The 22,850-nt window shown below is 60.2% G+C and carries 18 protein-coding genes; 7 read left to right on the top strand and 11 right to left on the bottom strand.

Annotated elements, in window-relative coordinates; translation table 11 throughout:
• Nucleotide 1: 1 nt before the first annotated feature.
• The 7 genes from tssH to tssB all read right to left on the bottom strand — a co-directional run bounded on the left by tssH (nt 2) and on the right by tssB (nt 9,170).
• On the bottom strand, nt 2-2,650 hold the full coding sequence (gene tssH / locus LIX93_RS05685) for a type VI secretion system ATPase TssH (protein ID WP_226503041.1): 2,649 nt from the start codon (nt 2,648-2,650) through the stop codon (nt 2-4).
• 142 nt (nt 2,651-2,792) lie between these two features.
• On the bottom strand, nt 2,793-3,284 hold the full coding sequence (locus LIX93_RS05680) for an Hcp family type VI secretion system effector (RefSeq protein ID WP_226503040.1): 492 nt from the start codon (nt 3,282-3,284) through the stop codon (nt 2,793-2,795).
• A gap of 15 nt (nt 3,285-3,299) precedes the next feature.
• Nucleotides 3,300-5,027 carry an OmpA family protein gene (locus LIX93_RS05675; RefSeq protein WP_226503039.1) on the bottom strand — a complete coding sequence of 576 codons (1,728 nt, stop codon included), beginning with the start codon at nt 5,025-5,027 and terminating at the stop codon, nt 3,300-3,302.
• Nucleotides 5,028-5,035: 8 nt separating this feature from the next.
• Nucleotides 5,036-5,716, bottom strand: a complete 681-nt coding sequence (gene tssL, locus LIX93_RS05670; RefSeq protein WP_226503038.1) for a type VI secretion system protein TssL, short form — start codon at nt 5,714-5,716, stop codon at nt 5,036-5,038.
• Nucleotides 5,713-7,068: a type VI secretion system baseplate subunit TssK gene (gene tssK, locus LIX93_RS05665; RefSeq protein ID WP_226503037.1), complete on the bottom strand. Its 1,356-nt coding sequence runs from the start codon at nt 7,066-7,068 to the stop codon at nt 5,713-5,715. The genes tssL and tssK overlap by 4 nt, the downstream gene beginning before the upstream one ends.
• A 22-nt stretch (nt 7,069-7,090) precedes the next feature.
• Nucleotides 7,091-8,632 carry a type VI secretion system contractile sheath large subunit gene (tssC, locus tag LIX93_RS05660; RefSeq protein WP_226503036.1) on the bottom strand — a complete coding sequence of 514 codons (1,542 nt, stop codon included), beginning with the start codon at nt 8,630-8,632 and terminating at the stop codon, nt 7,091-7,093.
• 34 nt (nt 8,633-8,666) lie between these two features.
• Entirely contained in the window at nt 8,667-9,170 is a 504-nt protein-coding gene (gene tssB / locus LIX93_RS05655; RefSeq protein ID WP_226503035.1) for a type VI secretion system contractile sheath small subunit, read from the bottom strand.
• Nucleotides 9,171-10,075: 905 nt separating this feature from the next.
• On the opposite strand from tssB, the gene LIX93_RS05650 reads away from it, so the two are divergent.
• Nucleotides 10,076-10,558 (top strand): RDD family protein, encoded by a 483-nt coding sequence (locus tag LIX93_RS05650; protein ID WP_226503034.1) that lies wholly within the window; start codon nt 10,076-10,078, stop codon nt 10,556-10,558.
• A gap of 122 nt (nt 10,559-10,680) precedes the next feature.
• Here LIX93_RS05650 and lptG read toward each other — a convergent pair whose 3' ends face one another.
• The gene (lptG, locus tag LIX93_RS05645; protein WP_226503033.1) at nt 10,681-11,742 is read right to left on the bottom strand and encodes an LPS export ABC transporter permease LptG; all 1,062 of its coding nucleotides are present in this window, start codon (nt 11,740-11,742) and stop codon (nt 10,681-10,683) included.
• Nucleotides 11,739-12,860, bottom strand: coding sequence for an LPS export ABC transporter permease LptF (gene lptF, locus LIX93_RS05640; protein ID WP_226503032.1), 1,122 nt, complete (start codon nt 12,858-12,860; stop codon nt 11,739-11,741). Before lptF ends, lptG begins: the two co-directional genes overlap by 4 nt.
• A 403-nt stretch (nt 12,861-13,263) precedes the next feature.
• Between lptF and LIX93_RS05635 the strand changes: the two genes are divergently transcribed.
• The 5 genes from LIX93_RS05635 to rlmF all read left to right on the top strand — a co-directional run bounded on the left by LIX93_RS05635 (nt 13,264) and on the right by rlmF (nt 19,758).
• On the top strand, nt 13,264-14,748 hold the full coding sequence (locus LIX93_RS05635; protein ID WP_226503031.1) for a leucyl aminopeptidase: 1,485 nt from the start codon (nt 13,264-13,266) through the stop codon (nt 14,746-14,748).
• A 112-nt stretch (nt 14,749-14,860) separates the two neighbouring features.
• On the top strand, nt 14,861-15,289 hold the full coding sequence (locus tag LIX93_RS05630; RefSeq protein ID WP_226503030.1) for a DNA polymerase III subunit chi: 429 nt from the start codon (nt 14,861-14,863) through the stop codon (nt 15,287-15,289).
• A gap of 7 nt (nt 15,290-15,296) precedes the next feature.
• A complete protein-coding gene (locus tag LIX93_RS05625) occupies nt 15,297-15,695 on the top strand; it encodes a DNA polymerase III subunit chi (RefSeq protein WP_226503029.1) in 399 nt (132 codons plus the stop codon).
• Between the two features lie 205 nt (nt 15,696-15,900).
• Nucleotides 15,901-18,747 carry a valine--tRNA ligase gene (locus LIX93_RS05620; protein ID WP_226503028.1) on the top strand — a complete coding sequence of 949 codons (2,847 nt, stop codon included), beginning with the start codon at nt 15,901-15,903 and terminating at the stop codon, nt 18,745-18,747.
• A 96-nt stretch (nt 18,748-18,843) separates the two neighbouring features.
• Entirely contained in the window at nt 18,844-19,758 is a 915-nt protein-coding gene (gene rlmF, locus LIX93_RS05615) for a 23S rRNA (adenine(1618)-N(6))-methyltransferase RlmF (RefSeq protein WP_226503027.1), read from the top strand.
• Between the two features lie 230 nt (nt 19,759-19,988).
• On the opposite strand, the gene LIX93_RS05610 is transcribed toward rlmF, so the two are convergent.
• The gene (locus tag LIX93_RS05610) at nt 19,989-20,270 is read right to left on the bottom strand and encodes an HU family DNA-binding protein (RefSeq protein ID WP_226503026.1); all 282 of its coding nucleotides are present in this window, start codon (nt 20,268-20,270) and stop codon (nt 19,989-19,991) included.
• 430 nt (nt 20,271-20,700) lie between these two features.
• On the opposite strand from LIX93_RS05610, the gene yejK reads away from it, so the two are divergent.
• A complete protein-coding gene (yejK, locus tag LIX93_RS05605) occupies nt 20,701-21,702 on the top strand; it encodes a nucleoid-associated protein YejK (protein ID WP_226503025.1) in 1,002 nt (333 codons plus the stop codon).
• Nucleotides 21,703-21,835: 133 nt separating this feature from the next.
• Here yejK and LIX93_RS05600 read toward each other — a convergent pair whose 3' ends face one another.
• Nucleotides 21,836-22,771: a glutathione S-transferase family protein gene (locus LIX93_RS05600; RefSeq protein ID WP_226503024.1), complete on the bottom strand. Its 936-nt coding sequence runs from the start codon at nt 22,769-22,771 to the stop codon at nt 21,836-21,838.
• Nucleotides 22,772-22,850 lie beyond the last annotated feature (79 nt).

Raw genomic sequence — 22,850 nt, 5'->3', positions numbered from 1 at the left:
TTCAGGCCTCCGTGGCGATGGGCGACGCTGCGTCTTGGGCGTCGGTGAAATACAGCGCGATACCCTCCTCATCGCTGTAGCCCAAGGTCACACCGGAGGTTTTCTGGCGAGCAGCCTGGCGTTGCAGCAGTTGTTGACTGAGCACCGGCAGGATCTGCTGGTTGAGCAGACTGTCGATGTTGCGTGCCCCGGTGTCGGGTAGCAGGCACGCGGCCACCAGAGCCTGATCAAGCGCGGCGTCGATCTGGCATTCCAGGCCGTAATGGTGTTGCAAGCGCTTGGCCACTTTGGCCAGCTTGATCGCGACGATTTTCTGCAAGGCATCGGCTTGCAATGGCCGGTAGATCAGGGTCTGAAACCGAGCCAACAGGGCTGGCTGGAAATGCTCGCGCAGGATCGGGCGGAGCAGTTCGTGCAGGGTGCTATCCGGTGCATCGGGGAATTCTTGCAGACAGGCCTGTAGTTCATCGCTGCCCAAGTTCGAGGTCATGAGGATGACGGTGTTACGAAAGTCGATTTCTCGCCCTTCGCCATCGCGCATGCAGCCTCGGTCGAAGACTTGATAGAACAGGTTGAGGACGTCGCGGTGTGCCTTCTCCACTTCATCGAGCAGCACCACGCTGTAGGGTCGTTGACGCACGGCCTCAGTGAGCACACCGCCTTGACCGTAACCGACGTAACCCGGCGGCGAGCCTTTGAGTTGGCTGACGGTGTGGGCTTCCTGGTATTCCGACAGATTGATGGTGATCAGGGACTTTTCACCACCGAAAAGCGTGTCGGCCAGGGCCAGGGCGGTCTCGGTCTTGCCGACGCCACTGGTGCCCACCAGCAGGAATACGCCCAACGGCGCCTTGTCGTCTGTCAGGCCAGTCTTGGCCGCACGCAGGCGCTGGGCCATGGCGCTCAGGGCGTGATCCTGGCCGATCACCTGTTGGCCCAGTTGCTGTTCAAGCTCGAGCAAGTTGGCTTGTTCGTCCTTGAGCAAGCTACCCAGGGGCACACCGGTCCAATCGGCAATGACTTCGGCCACGCTGCGCGCATCGACATCCAGAGACAACAGCGGTTGGTTGCCCTGGGTATCGCTCAGTCGTTGTTGCAGTTGCAAGCAGGCATCCAGTTGTGCAGGTTCGGCCTGTCGAGCATCGAGCAACTGCCGGGTGAGGTCGAGTTCATAGCGGTACTGTTCTTCTAGCACCAGTCGTTGCCCGTGCAGCTCGGCGTGCTGCACCGCAATGATTGCCAGGCGGTCGCCTGCCGGAGTACCGCTCAATTGCTGATCTGTTTCAAGCGCCTCTCGCTCCAACTCCAGAGCCGTCTGCCGCGCCCTGACGCGGACCAGCGCCTGAGGCTCGCAGTCCAGGCTCATGCGTACCCGCGCACTGGCGGTGTCGAGCAGGTCGACAGCTTTGTCCGGCAGCTGGCGGCCAGTCAGGTAACGCCGCGACAAGGAGACGGCGGCCTGTATCGCTTCGTCCTTGATATGCACGCCGTGGTGACTGGCGTAGCGTGCCTTGAGGCCGCGCAGCATCAAGCTGGCGTTGGCATCGTCTGGCTCGTCCACCTTGACCATCTGAAAGCGTCTTTCCAGGGCGGCATCGCGTTCAAAGTACTGTTTGTATTCGCTCCAGGTGGTGGCGGCGATGGTACGCAGTTCGCCCCGCGCCAAGGCCGGTTTGAGCAGGTTCGCCGCGTCGGCGCCTCCAGCCTGGTTACCGGCGCCGATCAGAGTATGAGCTTCATCGATAAACAGCAGCACCGGGTGAGGAGACTGCTGCACAGCGTCGATGACGTTTTTCAAGCGTTGCTCGAACTCGCCTTTTACCCCGGCGCCGGCTTGCAACAGCCCTAGATCCAGGGTGCGTACACTGACCGGTTTGAGGCTGTCGGGAACATTGCCCTCGGCGATGCGGAGTGCCAGTCCTTCGACCAGGGCGGTTTTGCCTACCCCGGGTTCGCCGACCAGGATCGGGTTGTTTTTGCGCCGACGACTGAGTATGTCGATAACCTGGCGGATCTCATCGTCACGGCCGAACACCGGGTCGATCTGCCCTGCCTTGGCCTTTTCGGTGAGGTCCAGGGTGAATTTGTTCAGAACAGCCAGCAAGGCATCGCTCTTGTCGGTGCCGGATGCGGACAGCTCGTCAGGACGCGCGAGTGCGGCGTGCTGCTGCACCTGGGGACGTTCTTCGGAGTGCTGGTCGAGCACGGCAAACAAGCGCTTCAACTGCGTGTCACTGATGCTGAGCAGTGGCCACGCCGCTTCACAGGCAAGCAGGCCAGGCGTCTCCAGCAGCGCACCGAGCAGATGGGCCGAGCGCAAGGTGTCGTTGTTGTCGTCCAGCGAGGCGTGCAGCCAGGCATTCTTGATCAGTTGTTGCAGCTTGCCGCACAGCTGCGGTTTGCCTTGCAGGCTGTGGGGCAAGGTATCGAGGTGGGCAAGCAGACCGCCCCAGACTGCATCCATATCCCATTCATAACGACGGGCAATGAGCGTCAGGTCGCCCTCACCCTGCTCCAGCAATTTGAGCAGCCAATGCTCGATGCTGATAAGACCGTGAGCACGGCTTTGGCACAAGGACGCCGCCGCGCTTAGTGCCTGGACGCAATACGGATTGAGACGGCGAAGTAAACGAGTTGAATCTTGGGCCACGGGTGTACATCCCTGTTCTGGGTACTGGAAGATCGTCAAGGGCAATGCAACGCGATGTGTTTGGCTCAGGATCCGCGCACAGATGCTGAGCCCAGCACACCAGGAAGCGGCAGACGGAAAACCATCTGCCGCTTCTTTTGCTTCAAGTGCTAGGGCGTGTAGTCCAGGAGTCGGTGTGAGTGATATTGCCCTCTACAAACGTCCAGGTGATCGTCTCGTAGCGCAGCTCAACCTCCTCCAGGTGATTGTGCTTTTCCTTGCTTGGGTCTTTGATGTCGTGCATTTTCGACGCAATTTTTACGAGCTTTACCTTGTCCAGCTTGGTGGTGAAGTAGACGACCTCCTGGCCAGCCTCATTGATGCGATACCACTTGAACTCGGCGCTCTGGAGGGTCTGGCCACTTGTGGCTGCCCTGTACAGATACGGGCTGGAAGCATCGACTTCCTTCAAAAGCATGAACGGGGCGTGAACCCGCGTACCGGTCAGCTTGCCGGTGTTGTTATCGGTAGGGATGGAAACACTGTGATCCTGAGCGATCACTTCGATGCTGCCTTCGCGGCCTTGAACATCCACGGACCCCTTGATGTCAGTACCGCCGTCGTCTTTCAGCCATAGGTAAACGGGAATAGCCATGTGAAGCTCCTTTTCTCAAGATTCAAATGCCGCACGATGCGACAGAGAGTGTCTGCCCAGTGCTGTGGCAGGCGGCACACAGGCGCCCGCCTCCGGCACTAGGCGGATATCGACGCGACGGTTGGCAGCACGCCCACCGTCGGTGTCATTACTGGCCACAGGCTGGCTGGCACCAAAGCCCTGGACGGCAAAGCAACTGTCGGGGATGTCACCCATGCGCTGCATCCAGTCGCGTACGGAAGCTGCGCGGGTGCGTGACAGTTCAAGATTTTTTTCGGGATTGCCCGTGATGTCGGTATGCCCGGCGATGACGATCAGCCAGCCCGGCTGGGCCTTGATATTGACCAGGGCACTGATTAGCACCTTGGTCGAGCCTGGCTTGAGCTCGGCACTGCCTGGCGCGAATAGCGACAGGCTGTCCAGCCGTACCGCTTGGGGAATTTTTGCGAGCGGCGGAAGCTGGAGAGGCTGCCGATGGCTCGCAATGGTCGCGAGCAACGGCAGCCGTAACCGCTCACCTCGGTACAGGCCAAGCCCCAGCGCCAGAGGTGCACCCTGCCGGTAATAGGCGTCTAGGCGGCCGGCGTCTTGGCGCAGAACCGCTACGGCATCTTCACGCAAGATGAATTGAGGCTGGTCACGGCGCTCCGCGGAAGGAATGAACGCGTAGCGCCGCATGTCGTCACTGACCTGACGCAGTAACAGGGTGTTCTGCCAGGCTGAGCTGATAAGGGCCAGGACACCGGCCACTGCGAACAACCACATCGCTACGACACCCGCCCCTACCACTGGGGAGCGTCGAGCCTGGAGCGGCAACAGGTTCAGCAATGGATCGGGAAACGGCAAGGCAGAGAGAGTCGTCGACACAGGCTGCTCGGCGACATTCAACCCTACTTTTTCACGCAGCCATTGCTGCCACAGATTGCCAGCAACTTGCTGCGGCAAAACCGCTACCAGGGTGATGGCATAGATCAGCGGAGGCTGACAGTAGCGGGTTTCGAAATGCGTACAGACGGTTTCTCTCAGCCAAGTTGCCGCGCTACTGACCTGTACGACATTGCAAAAGCGGGCGGCGCGAGTTGCGCCATCGATCGTCTGTCGCTGCCAGTCTGCAACGTTCAAGCAAGCACCGGCGTCACGCACATGGGGATTGGTTTGACCGGCTTCCCAACTGAACCACGTACCCTCGCCTTGTTCGGCCTGCAGGTAGCACACCACCATAAGCGGCAGCGCAATACCGCGCTTGCGCACTACAGCGATCTGATTGCACAAAGCGCGTACCTGGCCGGCCAATGCTTCGGCGTCGGTGTGCTCGCCGGGGTTGACGTTGAACATCACGCTTAGTTGCCCGCCCCAGTCCGGGCGCAAGGCTTGTATAGCGTCGGTCACCGCCGACAATTGATCGAGGGCGGATACGCGCAGATAGCAGCCTTGTGGGGTGGTGCGCAGCGCCAGCTGTTCAGCGGGAATAGCCCCAAACAACCCCGCCAGGCCATTGCCACAGACCAGTACTACTGATTGGCCGTACTCAGGCGGTGGCAAGGATGTATCGCCAGTCATTACCAGGTGTTGACCCTGCCGTGCAGATCGGCGGCCCACTCGAATCCACGCCCAGGCCACCGAGATCACAACGATCAGGCCCACCACGATTGTCATCCAGTCGGCAGCCGGTATGACCATCAGAAGCATTAACGCGAGCGTGCCGGCCCACAGCCACAGGCTTTGTATCATTTTGGCCGTCATCACATTTCTCACGCCTGGCCCGGCGCAAGCGTGGTGATCACGCCGCTAAGCCAGTGATCGAGGCCCCACCAAATAGCGATCAGCAATAGCCCTGCGGCCAAGATATGTACCAACGGCGCGCGCATTGAGCGTAGGGGGTGCATCCGCTGGCCGATACTTTTTGTCTTCAATGTTTTATCGAGTTCAAAGGGCATGACCTGTGTATTCAACTCGTCCAACAGTTGCCCGCGCTCTGGGTCGTTGATGTCGCGGTATCGCCCCTTGAAGCCGAGCATCAGGACCCGCTGAAATATCGTCAGTACCAACAAGTCTGGCGAAGGTTGGCGCAGAGATTCACGCATGTCCTCATACAAAAACTCACCCGCTTGGTGACGACTGAAGAATCTAGCTTGCAGGGACTCGCTGGCCCACTTTGCATGGGCCTCACCCTTGGCAACGCTGAGCACCGTCTCGTCGAGCAAGGCACACTGGGCATGAGTGATGAGCTCGACGCTGCGCGTGGTCACTCCCGCATCGTTAAGGCGCTGTTGAACCTCCTCAACCTGATTTTCGCAGCGCCGCCACAGGTCTGGGCTGTCTTGCACCGATGCGCCGTGACGCAATTCAACAACTAACAGGTAGGTCCCTTGCAAGAGCGCGTCGAGATCCTGCGTGTTGAAAATGCGCTTGTTCCTGGTGGTCATGCTCATGCGCGAAGTACCGCAAACAGTTCGAGTTTCATATCAGCCAAGGTGCTTGGTACATAGAAGGCGCAGGTTCCAGCAGCCAGCATTGCCTGCCCCTTGGGATGGCCAAGATCGAGAGCGAAGTACTGATTCTCCAAACGCAAGGGAATAGCCGCTGGCACATGACTGAGCGGCTGCAACGGAACACCATCCAGCGCAGCGTTGACCAGGTGGTCGACATCGTCTGGCGACCCTACCTTGCACAGGCGCGGGAACTGGCTTTGCAACTGAGCCGCGGGCATCCGGCAACGTACTGATAAATAGAAATCGGCACCGTCTGGCTCGCGTAGGCGAGCGTCATGAAGGGTGACCTGCCAGCGATTTGCGCCTATTTCTTCCAGTACGAGAGCGATCACCCGCGACGGGAGGCTCGCTTCCAGCAAGGTCGAGATAGTGCCTATCAAAGGGGGAAATACAGTTTCGAGCTGGTCATGCCGGTATGCGGGAATCTTGTCGATATCGTGTTCCAGCGAGAAGGTCAGCAAGCTGCCAGCCAGTTTGATCAGTTGCTGATACACCTGTTCGGGATGCCGCGCTGGGTGAGCTTTCAAGTCGGCAAGTACCGGCTGATAGGTGTTCAATGCGTTGAGCAACCAGAACAGCGACACGTCAGCCACGGCAAAGTCAGCCATGCGCTGATTGCTCTCACGGCGCATACCCATCAGTCGTTGACGCTTGGCAGATAACTGGGTCAGCAGGTTGTCCAGTTGAGTCAACAACCCTGGATGAGCCGCGAAACTGAGCAGCGGCGGCACATACTGAGGATCAAGGTGCCAAGCGCCCTGCCCGTCTCGCTGCAGACGCGCGAGCGGGCAAGTCAGGTAGTCCGCGTTATCGTCGTCAGCCATGCGCAAGGTCAAGGCGTACTCCAGCACACCAATGGATTGCACATCGTCTGCGTAAACGTCCTGCACCTGACGCCACTTCTGCCGGTATCGAGTGGGCCGGTCGGCTCTCGATCCGTCGAACACACAGTTGTTGCCGTTGGCTTGCTCCAACGGCAACGCCAGCAATAACGTAGCGCCCTGGGTGTCATCGGGCAGCAGGCTAGTCAACTCCAGAGCCGGTGGTAAGGAGTCTACGTGGTCGGTGTCGATCAACGTGCCATCAGGCATGCGCACCCGCACCTGAGTGGTCTTGAGCTTGCCCAGGCGCAAGGCTTGCAGGTCGAACGCCACCCCTTGAACACCCCACGGGTGTGCAAGAGACAGGTGGGCCAGACTCTGGTTGGCCCATGCCTCCCAGCGTGCTTGCTGTTGGAATTGTTGCGGCGACAGTAACGCCCCCGCAGCCCACAGGGGGCGGTCGATCTTCATGACAGCATTCCCTACGGGTGGCTTAGGCTTTGGCCTTGGGCATCTGCGAGACCAGAGACAAGTTGACGTCCATGCCTTCGACCTGGAAGTGCGGTACGGCGTACAGCTTGACGCGGAAGAAACCGGGGTTGTCCTCGATATCTTCTACCGTCACCTTGGCATCACGCAGCGGATGGGACGCCTGCAACTCGTCGCTAGGGTCAGTCATCTCAGTCACCAGGCCGCCAACCCACCTGTTCAGTTCCAACTCCAGCAAACGGCGATCTTTGGTAGTCCCGATGTTTTCGCGCTGGATCAACTTCAGGTAATGCGCGATTCGCGACAGCAGGAAGATGTATGGCAGGCGCGCATTAATGCGGCTGTTGGCCGTTGCGTCGGCAGTGTCATACAGGGCTGGCTTTTGCGCCGAATTGGCGGAAAAAAAGCATGCGTAGTCACGGTTCTTGTAGTAGGAAAGCGGAATAAAACCGAGATTGGCAAATTCAAATTCCCGAGTCTCCGGGATCATCACTTCGGAAGGGATTTTCACCTGGCTGCCGGTCCCCAGGTCGTACAGATGGATCGGCAGATCGGTTACCGCGCCGCCTGACTGCGGCCCGCGAATCTGCACGCACCAACCATTGGCGATAAAACTCTTGACCATATTGGCCGCGAAGGCGAACGAGGCATTGGTCCACAAGTATTTGTCGTGGTCCGGGCCCTTGACGTTTTCGACGTAGTTGAAGCTGCGTACCGGAATGGTGTCCGGCCCGTAAGGCAGGCGCCCCAGGACGCGCGGCATGAGCAGGCCGATGTAACGGGAGTCATCACTGTCGCGGAACGCCTTCCACTTGATGTATTCGGCACGGTCAAAATAATTGCCAATATCTTTGATCGCGGCGACTTCCTCCATTGTCTGCTTACCGAAGAATTCCGGGCCGACAGAACCAATGAACGGCATGTGGGCGGCAGCCGCTACTTTAGAAATGTTGCGTAGCAAGGCGACATCTTGTGGCCCACGATCAAACTCGTAATTGGAAATGGCTGCCGCGATGGGCTCACCACCCGGGGTGTCGTACTCCTGGGTATAGGTATGCAGGTACAGGCCACTTTGGGCTATTTCCGGTGCATCCTCGAAGTCCTGTACCAAGTGATCCTTGCTGACATCCAGCAATTCAATGCGCACGTTTTGGCGGAAATCGGTTTGATCAATCAGCGATTTCACGCCGCGCCAGGTCGACTCGACACGCTGAAAATCAGGGTGATGCATGACCGCGTCAAGTTGACGACTGATCTGTGTATCCAAAGACGCGATATGTTCATCCAGAAGAGTCTTGTCCAGGCGCTCGACTTTGTTCGAAGAGCGCTTGAGCAGGTTCAGAAATACGCTGACTGCCGCCGTTACCCTCTCATCAGTAGAGGCTTCGGACAGCGCCTCGGCGCTTTGAAAGGCTTCGATACCGCTCAGCTCTGCCACGGGGCTCAGGTTGATCTTCGCGAACAAAGCGCCATAGACACTTTGGCTACCTTCTACGCCAGGGGCTTGAGTGTGCTGCGAGACTGCAGGTGATTGTTCTACGGACATGATGGAAACTTCCTTATTATCGGGACGACGCTAATTACCGGTCTACTTGCGGAGCCAAAGCGGCCAGTTCAGCCCGCAACTCGTCACTCAGTGCGTCGTCTTTGAGGATGCGTTCCAACTCATGGCGAAAAGTCGCGTTATCCAGCAGATTGGATTTGAGATCACGCAGCAGATTGCGCATAGCCAGCAGCGCACGCAACTGCGGAATCTGCCGCGCTACCTGCTCAGGCTCGAAGTCTTTCATGGCCTGAAACGTCAAGGCGATTGGGGTGTCGGTATCATCATCGGCCAAAGTATTCTCAACCGCCAGCTTCAGACCAGGGGAAAATTCGGCCAGAACACTATCGAAATTGTTCTTGTTGATATCAACTTTGACTCTTTCTGACAGCGACCGCTGCTCCCGGCCATTGCTGTAGTCACCCATGACCATCAACTTCAGAGGCAGCTCTACCTTCTTCTGTGCCCCACCGGTATGCAGATCAAGCTTGATGTTGACTCGCGCCTTAGGTACTTCATTCTGAAAACTATTTGACGCCATACGCCCTCCATGTACTGGTTACGCGCAGCACTACTGCAACGCGAGAAAAAGGTCACGCTGAAATCATGCTCTGAGAAGACATAAAGTTATTGCCTGCCAGACACAAACCATAAGTATTTTTAAAAGAAAACAGCATTACAGAAAGGAGCACATGCTATTTAAAAAACAATAACCTCCAAAGTAATACTTATCGGCGACGCCACTCTCCAACACCGTCAGCGCCAGATGAGTCAAGAGTGCATCCACCCCAAAGAAACGTCAAGAGTTGACGTCAGCTCATTGACGTGATCCAAGCACAACAACGGAAGATATTGAACATATTTCTACATTATTTTAGGACTTGTCCTATATCGCCAAGCCCAGCTTTATTGCTAAGTGCAAAATCGATAAGGCCCCGAGCATCTGACTCTCTAACCCTTTTTCAGAATAATCCTTAACTAATCCCTATCAACAATGCTTATGGAGCAGGTTTAGCCTCAACAGTTTCAGCAAGACTCAGAAATTCTCACTGGACCATCTACATCGCAATACCAACGCAAGCAGACTCATTTAGTTACAAGATAACGACGCCAACTTCGAAAAAAACACTCCTCTGCTGAATAGCCGCTTCTCAATAGACAAGTTTTGGTTCCGGGAGGGAGGTATAGGATCGATGGGGCTGCTGGCACGGGCAGCGTCGATCACGCCGGCAATATCGTGGTTTTTTCGGAATTACGCCGCGTGGCTTTTTACACTCGGGTGCAAAGGCCTAACCTGCCCCTTTAGCGAGGGGGATTGCCCCTGACGGTGCTTACCAGCGTCGATCATCATGCCCGACACACTGTGATCGGGGGCAAGCCCCTCGCTACAAGGCGCCAGCGGGGATAAAGTGGCAGATCATCAAAGCCATTGTCGATTCCGCCACCGTGCCTACTCTGCTCAATCCCGCAGGCCCCTTCCCCGCCGCCGGACTCGGCCGCCGCCTGGCCGCCATAGCCTACGACCTGCTGCTGTGCATCGCCCTGCTGATGGTCACCACCCTGCTGTACAAACTGGCGTCCATGGCCATCTTCGGCGAAGCGCGCCTGCGGCAATTATCGGACGCCGGCGCGCTCGATGGCGACCCGCTGCTGTCGACGCTGCTGGTGTTCGTACTGTTCGGTTTTTTTGCCACGTTCTGGACCCGCGCCGGGCAGACGCTGGGCATGCAGGTATGGGGGATCAGAGTGCAGAATCCAGACGGCAGCGCCATCAGCGTGTGGCAAGCGCTATTGCGCTTCATGATCGCGATAGCTTCTTGGCTATGCCTGGGGCTGGGTTTTATCTGGGTGGTGGTCGACCGACAAAAGCGCAGCTGGCACGACATCTACTCGGCATCGCAGATCGTGCGGTTGCCGCGTAGAGGTTAAACGCAAGGGCCTCTTCGCGGGTGAGCCTTGCGTCCACAAGCACCCGCCTAAGGAATGACTTGCCCTGTGGGAGCAAAGCTTGCTCGCGAAAGCTTTATCGGCCGCGCCCGCAGCCGATGGGATCAACCCGCCCTGCGCATCAACCACAGACCCGCAAGCGCACACACGGTGGCCGGTGCCAGCACCGCCAGCAGTGGAGGGAAGCCGAACACCAGGCTCGACGGCCCGAGCAGATCCTGCACGATACGGAAGGTGAAACCCACCAGCACACCGGTGAATACCCGCTGGCCCAAGGTCACCGAGCGCAGCGGCCCGAAGATAAAGGAAATGGCCATCAATACCAGCGCCGCCGTCACCAGCGGTTGGGTGACCTTGGTCCAGAACGCCAGCCAATACTGACCATTGTTCAAGCCCTGATCGGCGAGGTAGTGGATGTAGCGCCACATGCCAGTAATCGACAGCGAGTCAGGCGTGAGGATGACCGTCGCCAGCAACTGCGGGGTCAGCGACACGTCCCAACGCTCTTCGGGCGCGGATTTGATCTCGGTGTGATCACCCATGAAGTGGGTGGTAGTGACGTCGCTCAACATCCAGTGATCTTTTGCGTACTGAGCCTTGCGCGCAAAACTGGCAGTCTGCATATGGCGCTCTGCATCGATGTGATAACGGGTCACACCGTACAGCAGGCCATTGGGTTGCACGGCGTTGATGTGGATATAGTCCTCACCCTCACGATGCCACAAGCCGTACTTGCCGGTCTGCGCCTGATCGCCACCCTGCTCCAGGGCGCGGTTGGCCTGCGCCTGGCTCTCGGTAACTGGAGCCACGTATTCACCGATCAGCACGCCTATCACCATCAGCAGCAGCATGGGTTTCATCACCGCCCAGATGATACGGCCGATGGACACCCCGGCCGCACGCATGATGGTCAGCTCACTGCTGCTGGCCAAGCTGCCCAGGCCGATCAAGCAGCCGATCAGCGCGGCCATCGGCAGCATGTCGTACAGGCGCCGCGGCGCCGTGAGGCCCACATAGCTGAGGGCGTTGAGCAAGGTGTAGCTATCGCTGACGTCCTTGATTTCGTCGATCAGCGAGAACAGCGAGGCCAGACCAAGAATGATGCCCAGTACCGCCAGGATGGCGAACAGCACACTCTTGCCGATGTAGCGATCGAGCTTTTTCATCGTGCCACACCCCGTACGGCTTTCTGGCTGGCGCGGCGCAGCTTCATCGGCTCCCAGAGCATAAGGCCGGCGCCGATGGCGAGGAAGATCGCGTGCACCCACCACAGCCCCAGCGCTGCCGGCAGGCGGCCTTTTTCAAGGGCGCCACGGGCGGCGATCAGGATGGTCAGGTAAGCCATATACAGAAGAATCGCCGGCAGCAGTTTGAGGAAGCGACCCTGGCGCGGGTTGACCCGCGACAGCGGCACCGCCATCAGGGTCACGATGAATACCAGCAACGGCAGCGACAGACGCCATTGCAGCTCGGCGCGCGAGCGCGGGTCATCGGTACTGGCCAAAAGCTGCGAGGTCGGAATCGATTCGCGCTCTGACAAGTCTTCGGCGATATCCGGCTTGGGCAGCAAGACGCCGTAGGTGTCGTATTTGACCGCACGGTAATCGGGCTGGCCCGGCTTGCCGTCGTAGCGATAACCGTTTTGCAGGATCAGGTAGCGGCTGCCGTCGGGACGCACTTCCTGGCGGCCATTCTCGGCGACCAGCACAGCGATGCCGGGGTCTTTCTTGCCGGCTTGCACGTCATGGCGCTCGGAAATGAACACGCCGCTCAGATTGACGCGATCGTCGGACATCTTCTCGGTATAGGTAACTCGCGAGCCGTCGCGCAGCATCTGGAAGCGCCCAGGCACCAGGGTGTCGAACTCGGTCATGGAGTCTTGCTGGTCGACCACTTTCATCCACTGTGCCACGCCCTGCGGCGCCAGGCTGAGGCTCAGCCAGGCAACGATGACGAACAATACGGTGGCTGGGCCCATGGTCATGGCCAACAGACGTTGCTGGCTCATCCCGGTGGCGGCCAGCACGGTCATTTCGCTTTCGAGGTACAGGCGGCCGTACGCCAGCAGAATGCCCAGGAACAAGCCCAGCGGCAGGATCAACTGCAAGAAGCCGGGCAAGCGGTAGCCCATGATCAGGAACAGCACGCCCGGGTCGATGATGCCCTGCGCCGCTTGGGCCAGGTACTTGATGAAGCGACCGCTCATGATGATGACAAGCAGCACCGCACTGACGGCGCTCATGGTCACCATGACCTCGCGGGATAGATAACGGAAGACGATCAAACCAGACACTCCAGGGTTGTCAGGCTCAGGCAGCCGAACAATTGAACGCAGCAGTCAAGACAGCGGTGGCCGGCATGCCGGGGCACGCCAACGAAAAAAGTCGGCGCATTATCCTGTGATTGACCTTCCGTGTCACTTGGTGCGCTCAAGGTATCGATTTTTCAGGCGTTCTCGCCCTGTGGGAGCGGGTTCTGCCACCGAAAGCGCCTGGCGCCACACCGCGCTGCGGCCTGCGCGGGCCGGGCCCACTCCCCCAAGAGGCGAGTACCGAGGGTTGTCAGCATCCGTCGCCTAGGGTCAAACTGCATGCTTTGCCGCGATATGCGCATGCGCAGCGCACCCACGGCCGCCGCAGGGCCCAGACCCGGCGCCACACTCGACAGACCAATTAGGGATTCGAAATATGGAACTGGTTGTAAAAAGCGTCAACGCCGACACCCTCAAGACTGCCACCCTGGTCGTGCCGGTCAGCGAAGGCGGCGCCCTGGGCACCGTCGCGCAAAAAATCGACACCTTGACCAACGGCGCCCTGAGCGCAGTGCTCAAACGTGGCGACCTGGCTGGCAAGCCCGGCCAGACGCTGGTGCTGCATGCCCCCAGCGGTGTAAAGGCCGAGCGCATCCTGCTGGTCGGCGTAGGCAAGGAAGAGCTGGGCGACCGGCCGTTTCGCAAGATCGCCAGCAGCATCCTCGGTGTGCTCAAGGGCCTGGGTGGCGGTGACGCCGTGGTGGCCCTCGACGAACTGACCGTCAAAGGCCGCGACGCCTATGGCAAGGCGCGCTTGCTGAGCGAAACCTTGCTGGACGGCGAATACGTGTTCGATCGTTTCAAGAGCCAGAAGGCCGAACCCCGCGCCCTGAAGAAAATCACCCTGCTGACCACCAAGGCCAGCCTGCCTGAAGTCGAACGCGCCGTGACTCACGCCAAGGCCATCGCCACCGGCATGAGCTTCACCAAGGACCTGGGCAATCTGCCGCCCAACCTGTGCCACCCGAGCTTCCTGGCTGAAGCCGCGAAGAGCCTGAGCAAGTCGCACAAGAACCTCAAGGTGGTTATCCACGACGAGAAAAAACTCAAGGAACTGGGCATGGGCGCCTTCCTGGCCGTGGCCCAGGGCAGCGACCAGCCTCCGCGCATGATCGAGCTCAGCTACCAGGGCGGAAAAAAGTCCGACAAGCCTTTCGTGCTGGTCGGCAAGGGCATCACCTTCGACACTGGCGGGATCAGCATCAAGCCCGCTGCCGGCATGGATGAAATGAAATACGACATGTGCGGCGCCGCCAGCGTGTTCGGCACCCTGCGTGCCGTGCTCGAGCTGAACCTGCCGATCAACCTCGTGTGCCTGATGGCCTGCGCCGAGAACATGCCGAGCGGCGGCGCCACGCGCCCTGGCGATATCGTCGAGACCATGAGCGGCCAGACCGTCGAAATCCTCAACACCGACGCCGAAGGCCGCCTGGTGCTGTGCGACACCCTCACCTATGCCGAGCGCTTCGCGCCACAGGCGGTGATCGACATCGCCACCCTGACCGGCGCCTGCGTGGTTGCGCTGGGCGCTCACACCTCGGGCCTGATGGGCAACAACGACGAACTGGTCGGCCAACTGCTGACCGCCGGCAAGGCTGCCGACGATCGCGCCTGGCAACTGCCGCTGTTCGACGAATACCAGGAGCAGCTCGACAGCCCATTCGCCGACATCGCCAACATCGGCGGCCCTAAAGGCGGCACCATCACCGCCGGTTGCTTCCTGTCGCGCTTCGCCAAACAGTACAACTGGGCGCACCTGGATATCGCCGGCACGGCCTGGGTCAGCGGCAAGGACAAAGGGGCCACCGGCCGTCCAGTGCCCCTGCTGACGCAATACCTGCTGGATCGCGCAGCGGTCTGAAGGCTGACACCACCCCTGAGGGAACGGGCGCTGCCCGCGAAGCTGTCAACGGCTTCGCGGGCAGAGCCTGCTCTCCCACAGAGATCGAGGGTGAGCGCCCGATTGAGTGACCATGACCAAAATCGACTTCTACATACTCCCAAGTCCCTCCCCTGATGCACGCCTGGATTTCGCCTGCAAACTCACGGAAAAAGCCTGGCGCCTTGGCCACCGGGTTTATCTGCAGTGCGCCGACGACGCACAACGCGAAGCGCTGGATGCGCGCCTGTGGAGCTTCAAAGGCGAGAGCTTCGTGCCCCACAGCTTGGTCGAGGACGCCGACGACGCACCGATCGTTCTGGGCCTGAATGACCAGAGCGGCGAGCACAGCGACCTGCTGGTCAACCTTGGCCTGAGCATACCGACCGACTTCGCGCGCTTTGCCCGCGTTGCCGAGATCGTGGTCGAAGACCCGGCGATTCGCCAGGCCGCCAGGGAGAGTTTCCGTTTGTACCGGGAGAAGGGCTATCCTTTGCAAGATCACCGCTTGACGCGACTTTGAGCCGACGATGGACAAACCATACAACTTGCCACAATCCGCGCACCTGCTGGACGACCTCGAGTCGATCCGTCAACTGCTCGGCGATGACGACCTGCAACCGCCGCTGCTGACCGAAACGGTCAAACATGACGACGAACAGATCCCGCTGCTGTTCGAACTGGCTGACGAGCGCCCTGGCGCCGCCCAGTCCATCCCCGAGCCTGTTGCACCACCTGCCGCCGCGCCGCTGGCCGACGACTTGCAGCACGAGCGCAACCGCCAGGACACCTTGCTGCATCTGGACGCCGAACTGCGTGCTGCGGCGCAAATGATCATGCAAGACGTGATCGACGACTTTGCCCCGCACATAGAAGCCGAAGTCAAACGCCGCCTCGAAGCGCGTCTGGAGCGTTTGCTGGGTAACTGAGCCATATCAGCGACCTCAGGTGCCTCTTCGCGGGCAAGCCTCGCTCCCACAGGAGCCTACTCACGCTGTGGGAGCAAGGCTGCGCGTTCGGCGGCGAAGGCGTCCGCAAGCTCGCCCTCCCTTCAAGCCCTGCTCCCACACGACCAGCCATTGGCGTTATACTTGTCGGCTTTCCTGAATTAATGCCTATAGGGTCCCGCCGCGCATGGATAAGACCTACCAGCCGCACGCCATCGAAACTTCCTGGTACCAGACCTGGGAGTCCGAGAACTACTTTGCCCCGCAAGGCGCGGGCGAGTCCTACACCATCATGATCCCGCCGCCGAACGTCACCGGCAGCCTGCACATGGGCCACGGCTTCAACAACGCGATCATGGACGCGCTGATCCGTTTCCGCCGCATGCAGGGGCGCGACACCCTCTGGCAGCCGGGCACCGACCACGCCGGTATCGCCACCCAGATGCTGGTAGAACGTCAGCTCGAGGCACAGGGCCAGAGTCGCCATGACCTGGGCCGCGAGAAATTCCTCGACAAGATCTGGGAGTGGAAGGACCAGTCCGGCGGCAACATCAGCCGTCAGATCCGCCGCCTCGGCTCGTCGGTGGACTGGAGCCGCGAGCGCTTCACCATGGATGACGGCCTGTCGGAAGCGGTCAAGGAAGCCTTCGTGCGCCTGCACGAAGACGGCCTGATCTACCGCGGCAAGCGCCTGGTCAACTGGGACACCAAGCTGCACACCGCCATCTCCGACCTCGAAGTGGAAAACCACGACGAGAAAGGTTTCTTGTGGAACCTCAAGTATCCGCTGGCCGACGGCGCCAAGACCGCTGAAGGCAATGACTACCTGATCGTCGCCACCACCCGACCGGAAACCATGCTCGGCGACGCCGCCGTGGCCGTGAACCCCAACGACGAACGCTACCAGGCCCTGATCGGCAAGTTCATCGAGCTGCCGCTGGTGGGCCGCCGCATCCCGATCATCGCCGATGACTACTGCGACCCGGCGTTCGGCACCGGCTGCGTGAAGATCACCCCGGCCCACGACTTCAACGACTACGAAGTCGGCAAGCGCCACAACCTGCCGCTGCTCAACATCTTCGACAAGAATGCCGCCGTGCTGCCGGCCTGCCAGGTGTTCAATCTGGACGGCAAGCTCAACGAGAGCATCGTCGGCAACATCCCCGCGCAATACGTCGGGCTGGACCGTTTTGAAGCGCGCAAGCAGATCGTCGCCGCCTTCGACGAACTGGGCTTGTTGGTCAGCGTCGACGACCATGGCCTCAAGGTGCCCAAGGGCGACCGCTCCGGCACCATCATCGAGCCATGGTTGACCGACCAGTGGTACGTGTCCACCAAGCCGCTGGCCGAACCGGCCATCGCCGCCGTGGAAGATGGCCGCATCGAATTCGTGCCCAAGCAGTACGAAAACATGTACTTCTCGTGGATGCGCGACATCCAGGACTGGTGCATCAGCCGCCAGCTCTGGTGGGGCCACCGGATTCCGGCCTGGTACGACGAATCGGGCAAAGTCTACGTCGGCCGCAGCGAGGCCGAAGTGCGCGCCAAGCACGGCCTGGGCGATGACCTGGTACTCAACCAGGACAACGACGTGCTCGACACCTGGTTCAGCTCGGGGCTGTGGACCTTCTCCACCCTCGGCTGGCCGGAGCAGACCGAATTCCTGAAAAAGTACCACTCCACCGACGTGCTGGTGACGGGCTTCGACATCATTTTCTTCTGGGTCGCCCGGATGATCATGCTGACGATGCACCTGATCAAGAACGAAGACCGCACCCCGCAGGTACCGTTCAAGACCGTCTATGTGCATGGTCTGGTGCGTGATGGCCAGGGCCAGAAGATGTCCAAGTCCAAAGGCAACGTGCTTGACCCACTGGACATCATCGACGGCATCGAGCTCGAAGCCCTGGTGGAAAAGCGCACCTCGGGGATGATGCAGCCCAAGCTGGCGAAGAAGATCGAGAAGCAGACCCGCGACGAGTTCGCCGAGGGCATCGCCAGCTACGGCACCGACGCCCTGCGCTTCACGTTCTGCTCGCTGGCCTCAACTGGCCGCGACATCAAGTTCGACATGGGGCGCGTCGAAGGCTATCGCAACTTCTGCAACAAGATCTGGAACGCCGCTCGCTACGTGCTCGACAAAGGCGAGGACTGCGGCCAGAACGGCGAGGCCTACGAGCTGTCGCTGGCTGATCGCTGGATCATCTCGCAGCTGCAACGCACCGAAGCTGAAGTGACCCGCCAACTGGATCAATTCCGCTTCGACCTGGCCTCCCAGGCGCTGTACGAGTTTATCTGGAACCAATACTGCGACTGGTACCTGGAGCTGTCCAAGCCGGTGCTGTGGGACGAGAACGCGCCGGTCGAACGCCAGCGCGGCACCCGTCGCACCCTGGTGCGCGTGCTTGAGGTGGCGCTGCGCCTGGCGCATCCGTTCATGCCGTTCATCACCGAGGAAATCTGGCAGCGCCTGGCGCCGCTGGCCGGTGCCGAGGGCAAGACCATCATGCTGCAGCCGTGGCCCGTGGCCAACGAGTCGCGTATCGATGCAGCCGCCGAAGATGACATCGAATGGCTCAAGGGCCTGATGCTGGGTACTCGCAATATTCGTGGCGAAATGAACATCGGCCCAGGCAAGCCGCTGCAGATTTTCGTCAAGAACGCCAGCAGCGAAGACCAGCGCCGCCTGCTCGAGAATGAAGCCTTGCTGAAGAAGCTGGCCAAGCTCGAGTCGATCACCGTGCTGGACGCGGGCGCCGAAGCGCCATTGAGCGCCACCGCGCTGGTGGGCGAGATGGAAGTGCTGGTGCCGATGGCCGGGCTGATCGACAAGGACGCCGAACTGGCGCGCCTGGACAAGGAAATCCAGCGTCTGCAGGGCGAAGTCCAGCGCGTCGGCGGCAAGCTGTCGAACGCGGCCTTCGTCGACAAGGCGCCGCCTGCGGTCATCGACAAAGAACGCGCCAAGCTGGCCGAAGCCGAGCAGGCGCTGGGCAAACTGGCCGAGCAGCACGCGCGGATCAGTAGCTTGTAATTACATCTGGAGGGCCCTTTCGCGGGCAAGCCTCGCTCCCACAGGAAGGAGCAAGGCTTGCCCGCGAAGAGGTCCACCCAGACACCGGACCTCTCCATGACTGCCCCTCCCGCCAAACCCACCCTGCACCCGCGCAACCGCCACCAGGGCCGCTACGACTTCCCCAAACTGATCAAAAGCAGCCCCGAGCTGGCGGCGTTCATGATCATCAATCCCTATGGCAAGGAAAGCATCGACTTCGCCAACCCGGCGGCGGTCAAGGTGTTCAACCGCGCCCTGCTGCGGGCACTGTATGGCATCCAGCACTGGGACATTCCCGAAGGCTACCTGTGCCCGCCGATTCCCGGCCGGGCCGACTATCTGCACTGCCTGGCGGATCTGTTGGCAGCCGAACAGGGCGGCGAAATCCCACGCGGCAACGCCGTACGAGTGCTGGATATCGGCGTGGGCGCGAACGTGATCTACCCGCTGCTGGGCTACAGCGATTACCGCTGGCAGTTTGTCGGCTCCGATATCGACGCTGTGGCGCTGGCCTCAGCAAAGGCGATCGTCAAGGCCAACGGCCTGGAAAAAGCCATCAGCCTGCGCCAGGCCGACCCCAGGCATATCCTCAAGGGCCTTATCCAGCCTGACGAACGCTTTGACCTGACGATGTGCAATCCGCCCTTCCACGCCTCCCTGGCCGAGGCTACCAAAGGCAGCGAACGCAAGTGGCGGGCGCTGGGCAAGGCCGATCCGAAGCGCAAACTGCCGGTGCTCAATTTTGGCGGGCAGAACAACGAGCTGTGGTGCGAGGGCGGTGAAATTCGCTTTACCAGCCAACTAGTGGCCGAGAGCGCGGCGTTCGGCCAACAAGTGCGCTGGTTCAGCACGCTGGTGTCGAAGGCCACCAACCTGCCGGGCATTCAAGCGGCGTTGAAAAAAGTCGGGGCGGTGAACAGCAAAGTCGTCGAGATGGGTCAGGGGCAGAAGCAGAGCCGGTTTATCGCCTGGACGTTTCAGACGGAGTGATTTGCCAGTCTTGCCGGCCTCTTCGCGGGCAAGCCTCGCTCCCACAGGGTTTTGCCGATCCAGAGTCGTACGCCTGTGGAGCAAGGGTGGCTCCCACAGGGTTTTGCCGATCCAGAGTCGTGCGCCTGTAGGAGCAAGGCTTGCCCGCGAAGCTTTTGATCTTTTCACCAGACAATAAAAAACCGCGCCGGGGTCACCCCACGGCGCGGTCTCTGAAAGCCTGTTTACAATTACTTGTTAACAGAGTCGGTCAGCACTTTGGCTGGCACGAACTTGACGACCTTCTTGGCAGCGATTTCGATGGCAGCGCCAGTCGAAGGGTTGCGGCCAGTGCGAGCTGGACGCTCGGTGATTTTCAGTTTGCCGATACCAGGCAGAGTGATCTCGCTGCCATTTTCCAACTGATCAGCAACGATTTGGCCCAGTTGCTCGAGAGCATTGCGCGCGGTGGTTTTAGGCGCGTCGATGGCTTCAGCAATGTCGGCGATCAGTTGGTCTTTGGTTAATGCCATGGTGGTGTTCCTTCCCTATCAAATTCATTTGGATTGCAGTGTGCAATGTCGGTCGTCGGACCAGACCCGGCAGGGGCCTGGCAAGGGTATTGATGCCACGCCAATCGCAACTGTAGATACGCAAATCGGCGTTTGGTTCGACCTGACAGCAGTTAGCTGCGAGTGATGCGCGCCGCTCAGTCGATGTTCGATACCGAACAGGGCGCAAGACCGGGCAAAACTAGCACAGCAACGGATAAATATCCGCCACTGATGGCGCAAATAGTCAGGTTTATTGATCATTTGGCCAAAAAACATCCAAAAGTGTCGCTCCGGGCCCTATTGCCGGGCGGTCATGGACCGTCTCACTCCCCATTGCGCTACACTTGGCGACTTTGCAGCGAGCGCCCGCCCCGCTACGCTGGCACCCTTTTCATCAGCCGAGAAGCCTATGCCGATCCGTCATTGCATCGTCCACCTGATCGACAAGAAACCCGACGGCAGCCCCGCTGTGCTCCATGCCCGCGACACCGAGCTGCAGGCCTCGCAAGCCATCGAGCACATGCTCGCCGATCTTAACGAAAGCTATAACGCCAAGCAGGGCAAGGCCTGGGGATTTTTCCACGCCGAATCCGGCGCGCATCCATTCAGCGGCTGGCTCAAGGAATACCTCGACAGCGACAAGGACTTCACCGGGTTCACCCGCACCGCCGTCGAGCACCTGCAAAAACTGATGGAGGAATCCAACCTCTCCACCGGCGGCCACGTGGTCTTTGCCCACTACCAGCAAGGCATGACCGACTACCTGGCCATCGCCCTGCTGCACCACAGTGAGGGCGTTGCCGTGAACGACGCGCTCGACGTCACCCCTTCGCGGCACCTGGACCTGGGGCAGCTGCACCTGGCGGCACGGGTCAATCTGTCCGAATGGCAGAACAACAAGCAGTCCAAGCAGTACATCTCGTTCATCAAAGGCAAGAACGGCAAAAAGGTGTCGGAGTACTTCCGCGACTTCATCGGCTGCCAGGAAGGCGTCGACGGGCCGGGCGAAACCCGCACCCTGCTCAAGGCCTTCAGCGATTTCGTCGAGAGCGAGGACCTGCCCGAGGAAGACGCCCGAGAGAAAACCCAAGCCCTGGTGGATTACGCCAGCAGCCAATCGAAAATGGGCGAACCGATGGCCCTGGAAGAGCTTTCCGGGCTGATCGACGAGGAGCGTCCGCGGGCCTTCTACGATCACATCCGCAACAAGGACTACGGGCTGTCACCGGAGATCCCGGCGGACAAGCGTACGCTCAATCAATTCCGGCGCTTCACCGGCCGCGCAGAGGGCTTGTCGATCAGTTTCGAAGCCCACTTGCTGGGCTCCAAGATCGAATATGACGAAGAGGCCGGCACCTTGATCATTAAAGGCCTGCCGACTCAGCTGACCGATCAGCTAAAGCGCCGCTAAGACTGACATAAGCGGCGGTCTGACTGCCGTCTTCGCGAGCAAGCTTTGCTCCCACAGTGTTAACCGCTCCTGAGCCCTACACCTGTGGGAGCAAGGCTTGCCCGCGAAGAGGCCGGTTCAAGCGACGCACATTTCAGCGCTTCTCGACGCGAAAGCCCAGCCGCGGAAAGTGCACATGCACAGTGCCAACGCGATCATGCTGGCGCTTGAGGATAAATTCCTCACCGCCCGCATACACCAGTTCCCCTTCCACCCCATCGACACCGTAATCAACCGCCGCGATCGTCACCAGATCGCCAGCCTGCAAGCCGTTAGGGTCATCGAACGGCTCGGCAGGCAACGGCGCTGGTGATGCGTCCCGCGCGATATCCAGGGCCTGCTCGGCGCTCAGCTCGCTCGATGCGCCATGGCCGAAGCCCTGAACTCGCGCGAACCAGGCGCTCACGGCCGGATAGGCGTCGACCAGCGGTGCGGTGACCGGGGTGCCCTTGAGGAACCAGCATAGGTGCGCCATGGAGAAGTCGGCGATGCTCGGCTCGCCGAACAGGTAATCGCCCGCCTCGCGCTGTAACTGCTGCTCCAAGCGCGCCATGATCACCGGCCACTGCTGCTTGGCCTGTTCCACGGCGACGCGCACCGCCGTGCCGCCGGAAAACAGCTTCATGCGGTCCTCGATAAACGCCTGCCGGGCTTCAGGCGAGAAGCGCGCAAACCGCAGTGCCGCCGACTCCGGCTGGAATATCAGGGCCACACAGTTGGCGAACGCGAACGAATCGAGCCAGGCCGAGAAAGTCGCGGTGATCATTTCCTGACCTACCGGGAACAGCGCGGGCTGGGCCTTTTCCTGCTCCAGGCGGCGGGCGATGAGCGCCGTGTCGCAGTAGATGTCGGCGCCGACCTGCAGCACCGGCGTCTTGCGATAGCCACCGGTCAACGGCATCAGATCGGGCTTGGGCAGCATCGGCGGGATCACCACCGAACGCCAGGACAAGCCCTTGAAGCCGAGCATCAGGCGGGCCTTTTCGGCGAAAGGCGAAGCGGGGTAATGGTGGAGGATGAGCTCTGACATGGGCAGCGGTCCGCTGTTGGAAGTTGTTTCCTCAGCTTACCCGCGTGCGGAGCATCGGCCTACCCATGGGATTGGATAC

It is taken from the genome of Pseudomonas sp. MWU16-30317, from assembly GCF_020515695.1.
Lineage (GTDB): Bacteria > Pseudomonadota > Gammaproteobacteria > Pseudomonadales > Pseudomonadaceae > Aquipseudomonas.
The sequence above is the reverse complement of the archived record's forward strand: the minus strand, read 5'-3'. Positions and strand labels throughout refer to the sequence as shown.

Bases quoted from the DNA above. Each gene is read 5' to 3' on its own strand.
- LIX93_RS05610 (WP_226503026.1), bottom strand. From the start codon at position 20,270: ATGGCATTAACCAAAGACCAACTGATCGCCGACATTGCTGAAGCCATC.
- tssL (WP_226503038.1), bottom strand. From the start codon at position 5,716: ATGAGCATGACCACCAGGAACAAGCGCATTTTCAACACGCAGGATCTC.
- LIX93_RS05680 (WP_226503040.1), bottom strand. From the start codon at position 3,284: ATGGCTATTCCCGTTTACCTATGGCTGAAAGACGACGGCGGTACTGAC.
- LIX93_RS05600 (WP_226503024.1), bottom strand. From the start codon at position 22,771: ATGTCAGAGCTCATCCTCCACCATTACCCCGCTTCGCCTTTCGCCGAA.
- tssK (WP_226503037.1), bottom strand. From the start codon at position 7,068: ATGAAGATCGACCGCCCCCTGTGGGCTGCGGGGGCGTTACTGTCGCCG.
- LIX93_RS05675 (WP_226503039.1), bottom strand. From the start codon at position 5,027: ATGACGGCCAAAATGATACAAAGCCTGTGGCTGTGGGCCGGCACGCTC.
- tssB (WP_226503035.1), bottom strand. From the start codon at position 9,170: ATGGCGTCAAATAGTTTTCAGAATGAAGTACCTAAGGCGCGAGTCAAC.
- tssC (WP_226503036.1), bottom strand. From the start codon at position 8,632: ATGTCCGTAGAACAATCACCTGCAGTCTCGCAGCACACTCAAGCCCCT.
- LIX93_RS05625 (WP_226503029.1), top strand. From the start codon at position 15,297: ATGGACAAACCATACAACTTGCCACAATCCGCGCACCTGCTGGACGAC.
- LIX93_RS05630 (WP_226503030.1), top strand. From the start codon at position 14,861: ATGACCAAAATCGACTTCTACATACTCCCAAGTCCCTCCCCTGATGCA.
- LIX93_RS05620 (WP_226503028.1), top strand. From the start codon at position 15,901: ATGGATAAGACCTACCAGCCGCACGCCATCGAAACTTCCTGGTACCAG.
- rlmF (WP_226503027.1), top strand. From the start codon at position 18,844: ATGACTGCCCCTCCCGCCAAACCCACCCTGCACCCGCGCAACCGCCAC.
- lptG (WP_226503033.1), bottom strand. From the start codon at position 11,742: ATGAAAAAGCTCGATCGCTACATCGGCAAGAGTGTGCTGTTCGCCATC.
- LIX93_RS05635 (WP_226503031.1), top strand. From the start codon at position 13,264: ATGGAACTGGTTGTAAAAAGCGTCAACGCCGACACCCTCAAGACTGCC.
- yejK (WP_226503025.1), top strand. From the start codon at position 20,701: ATGCCGATCCGTCATTGCATCGTCCACCTGATCGACAAGAAACCCGAC.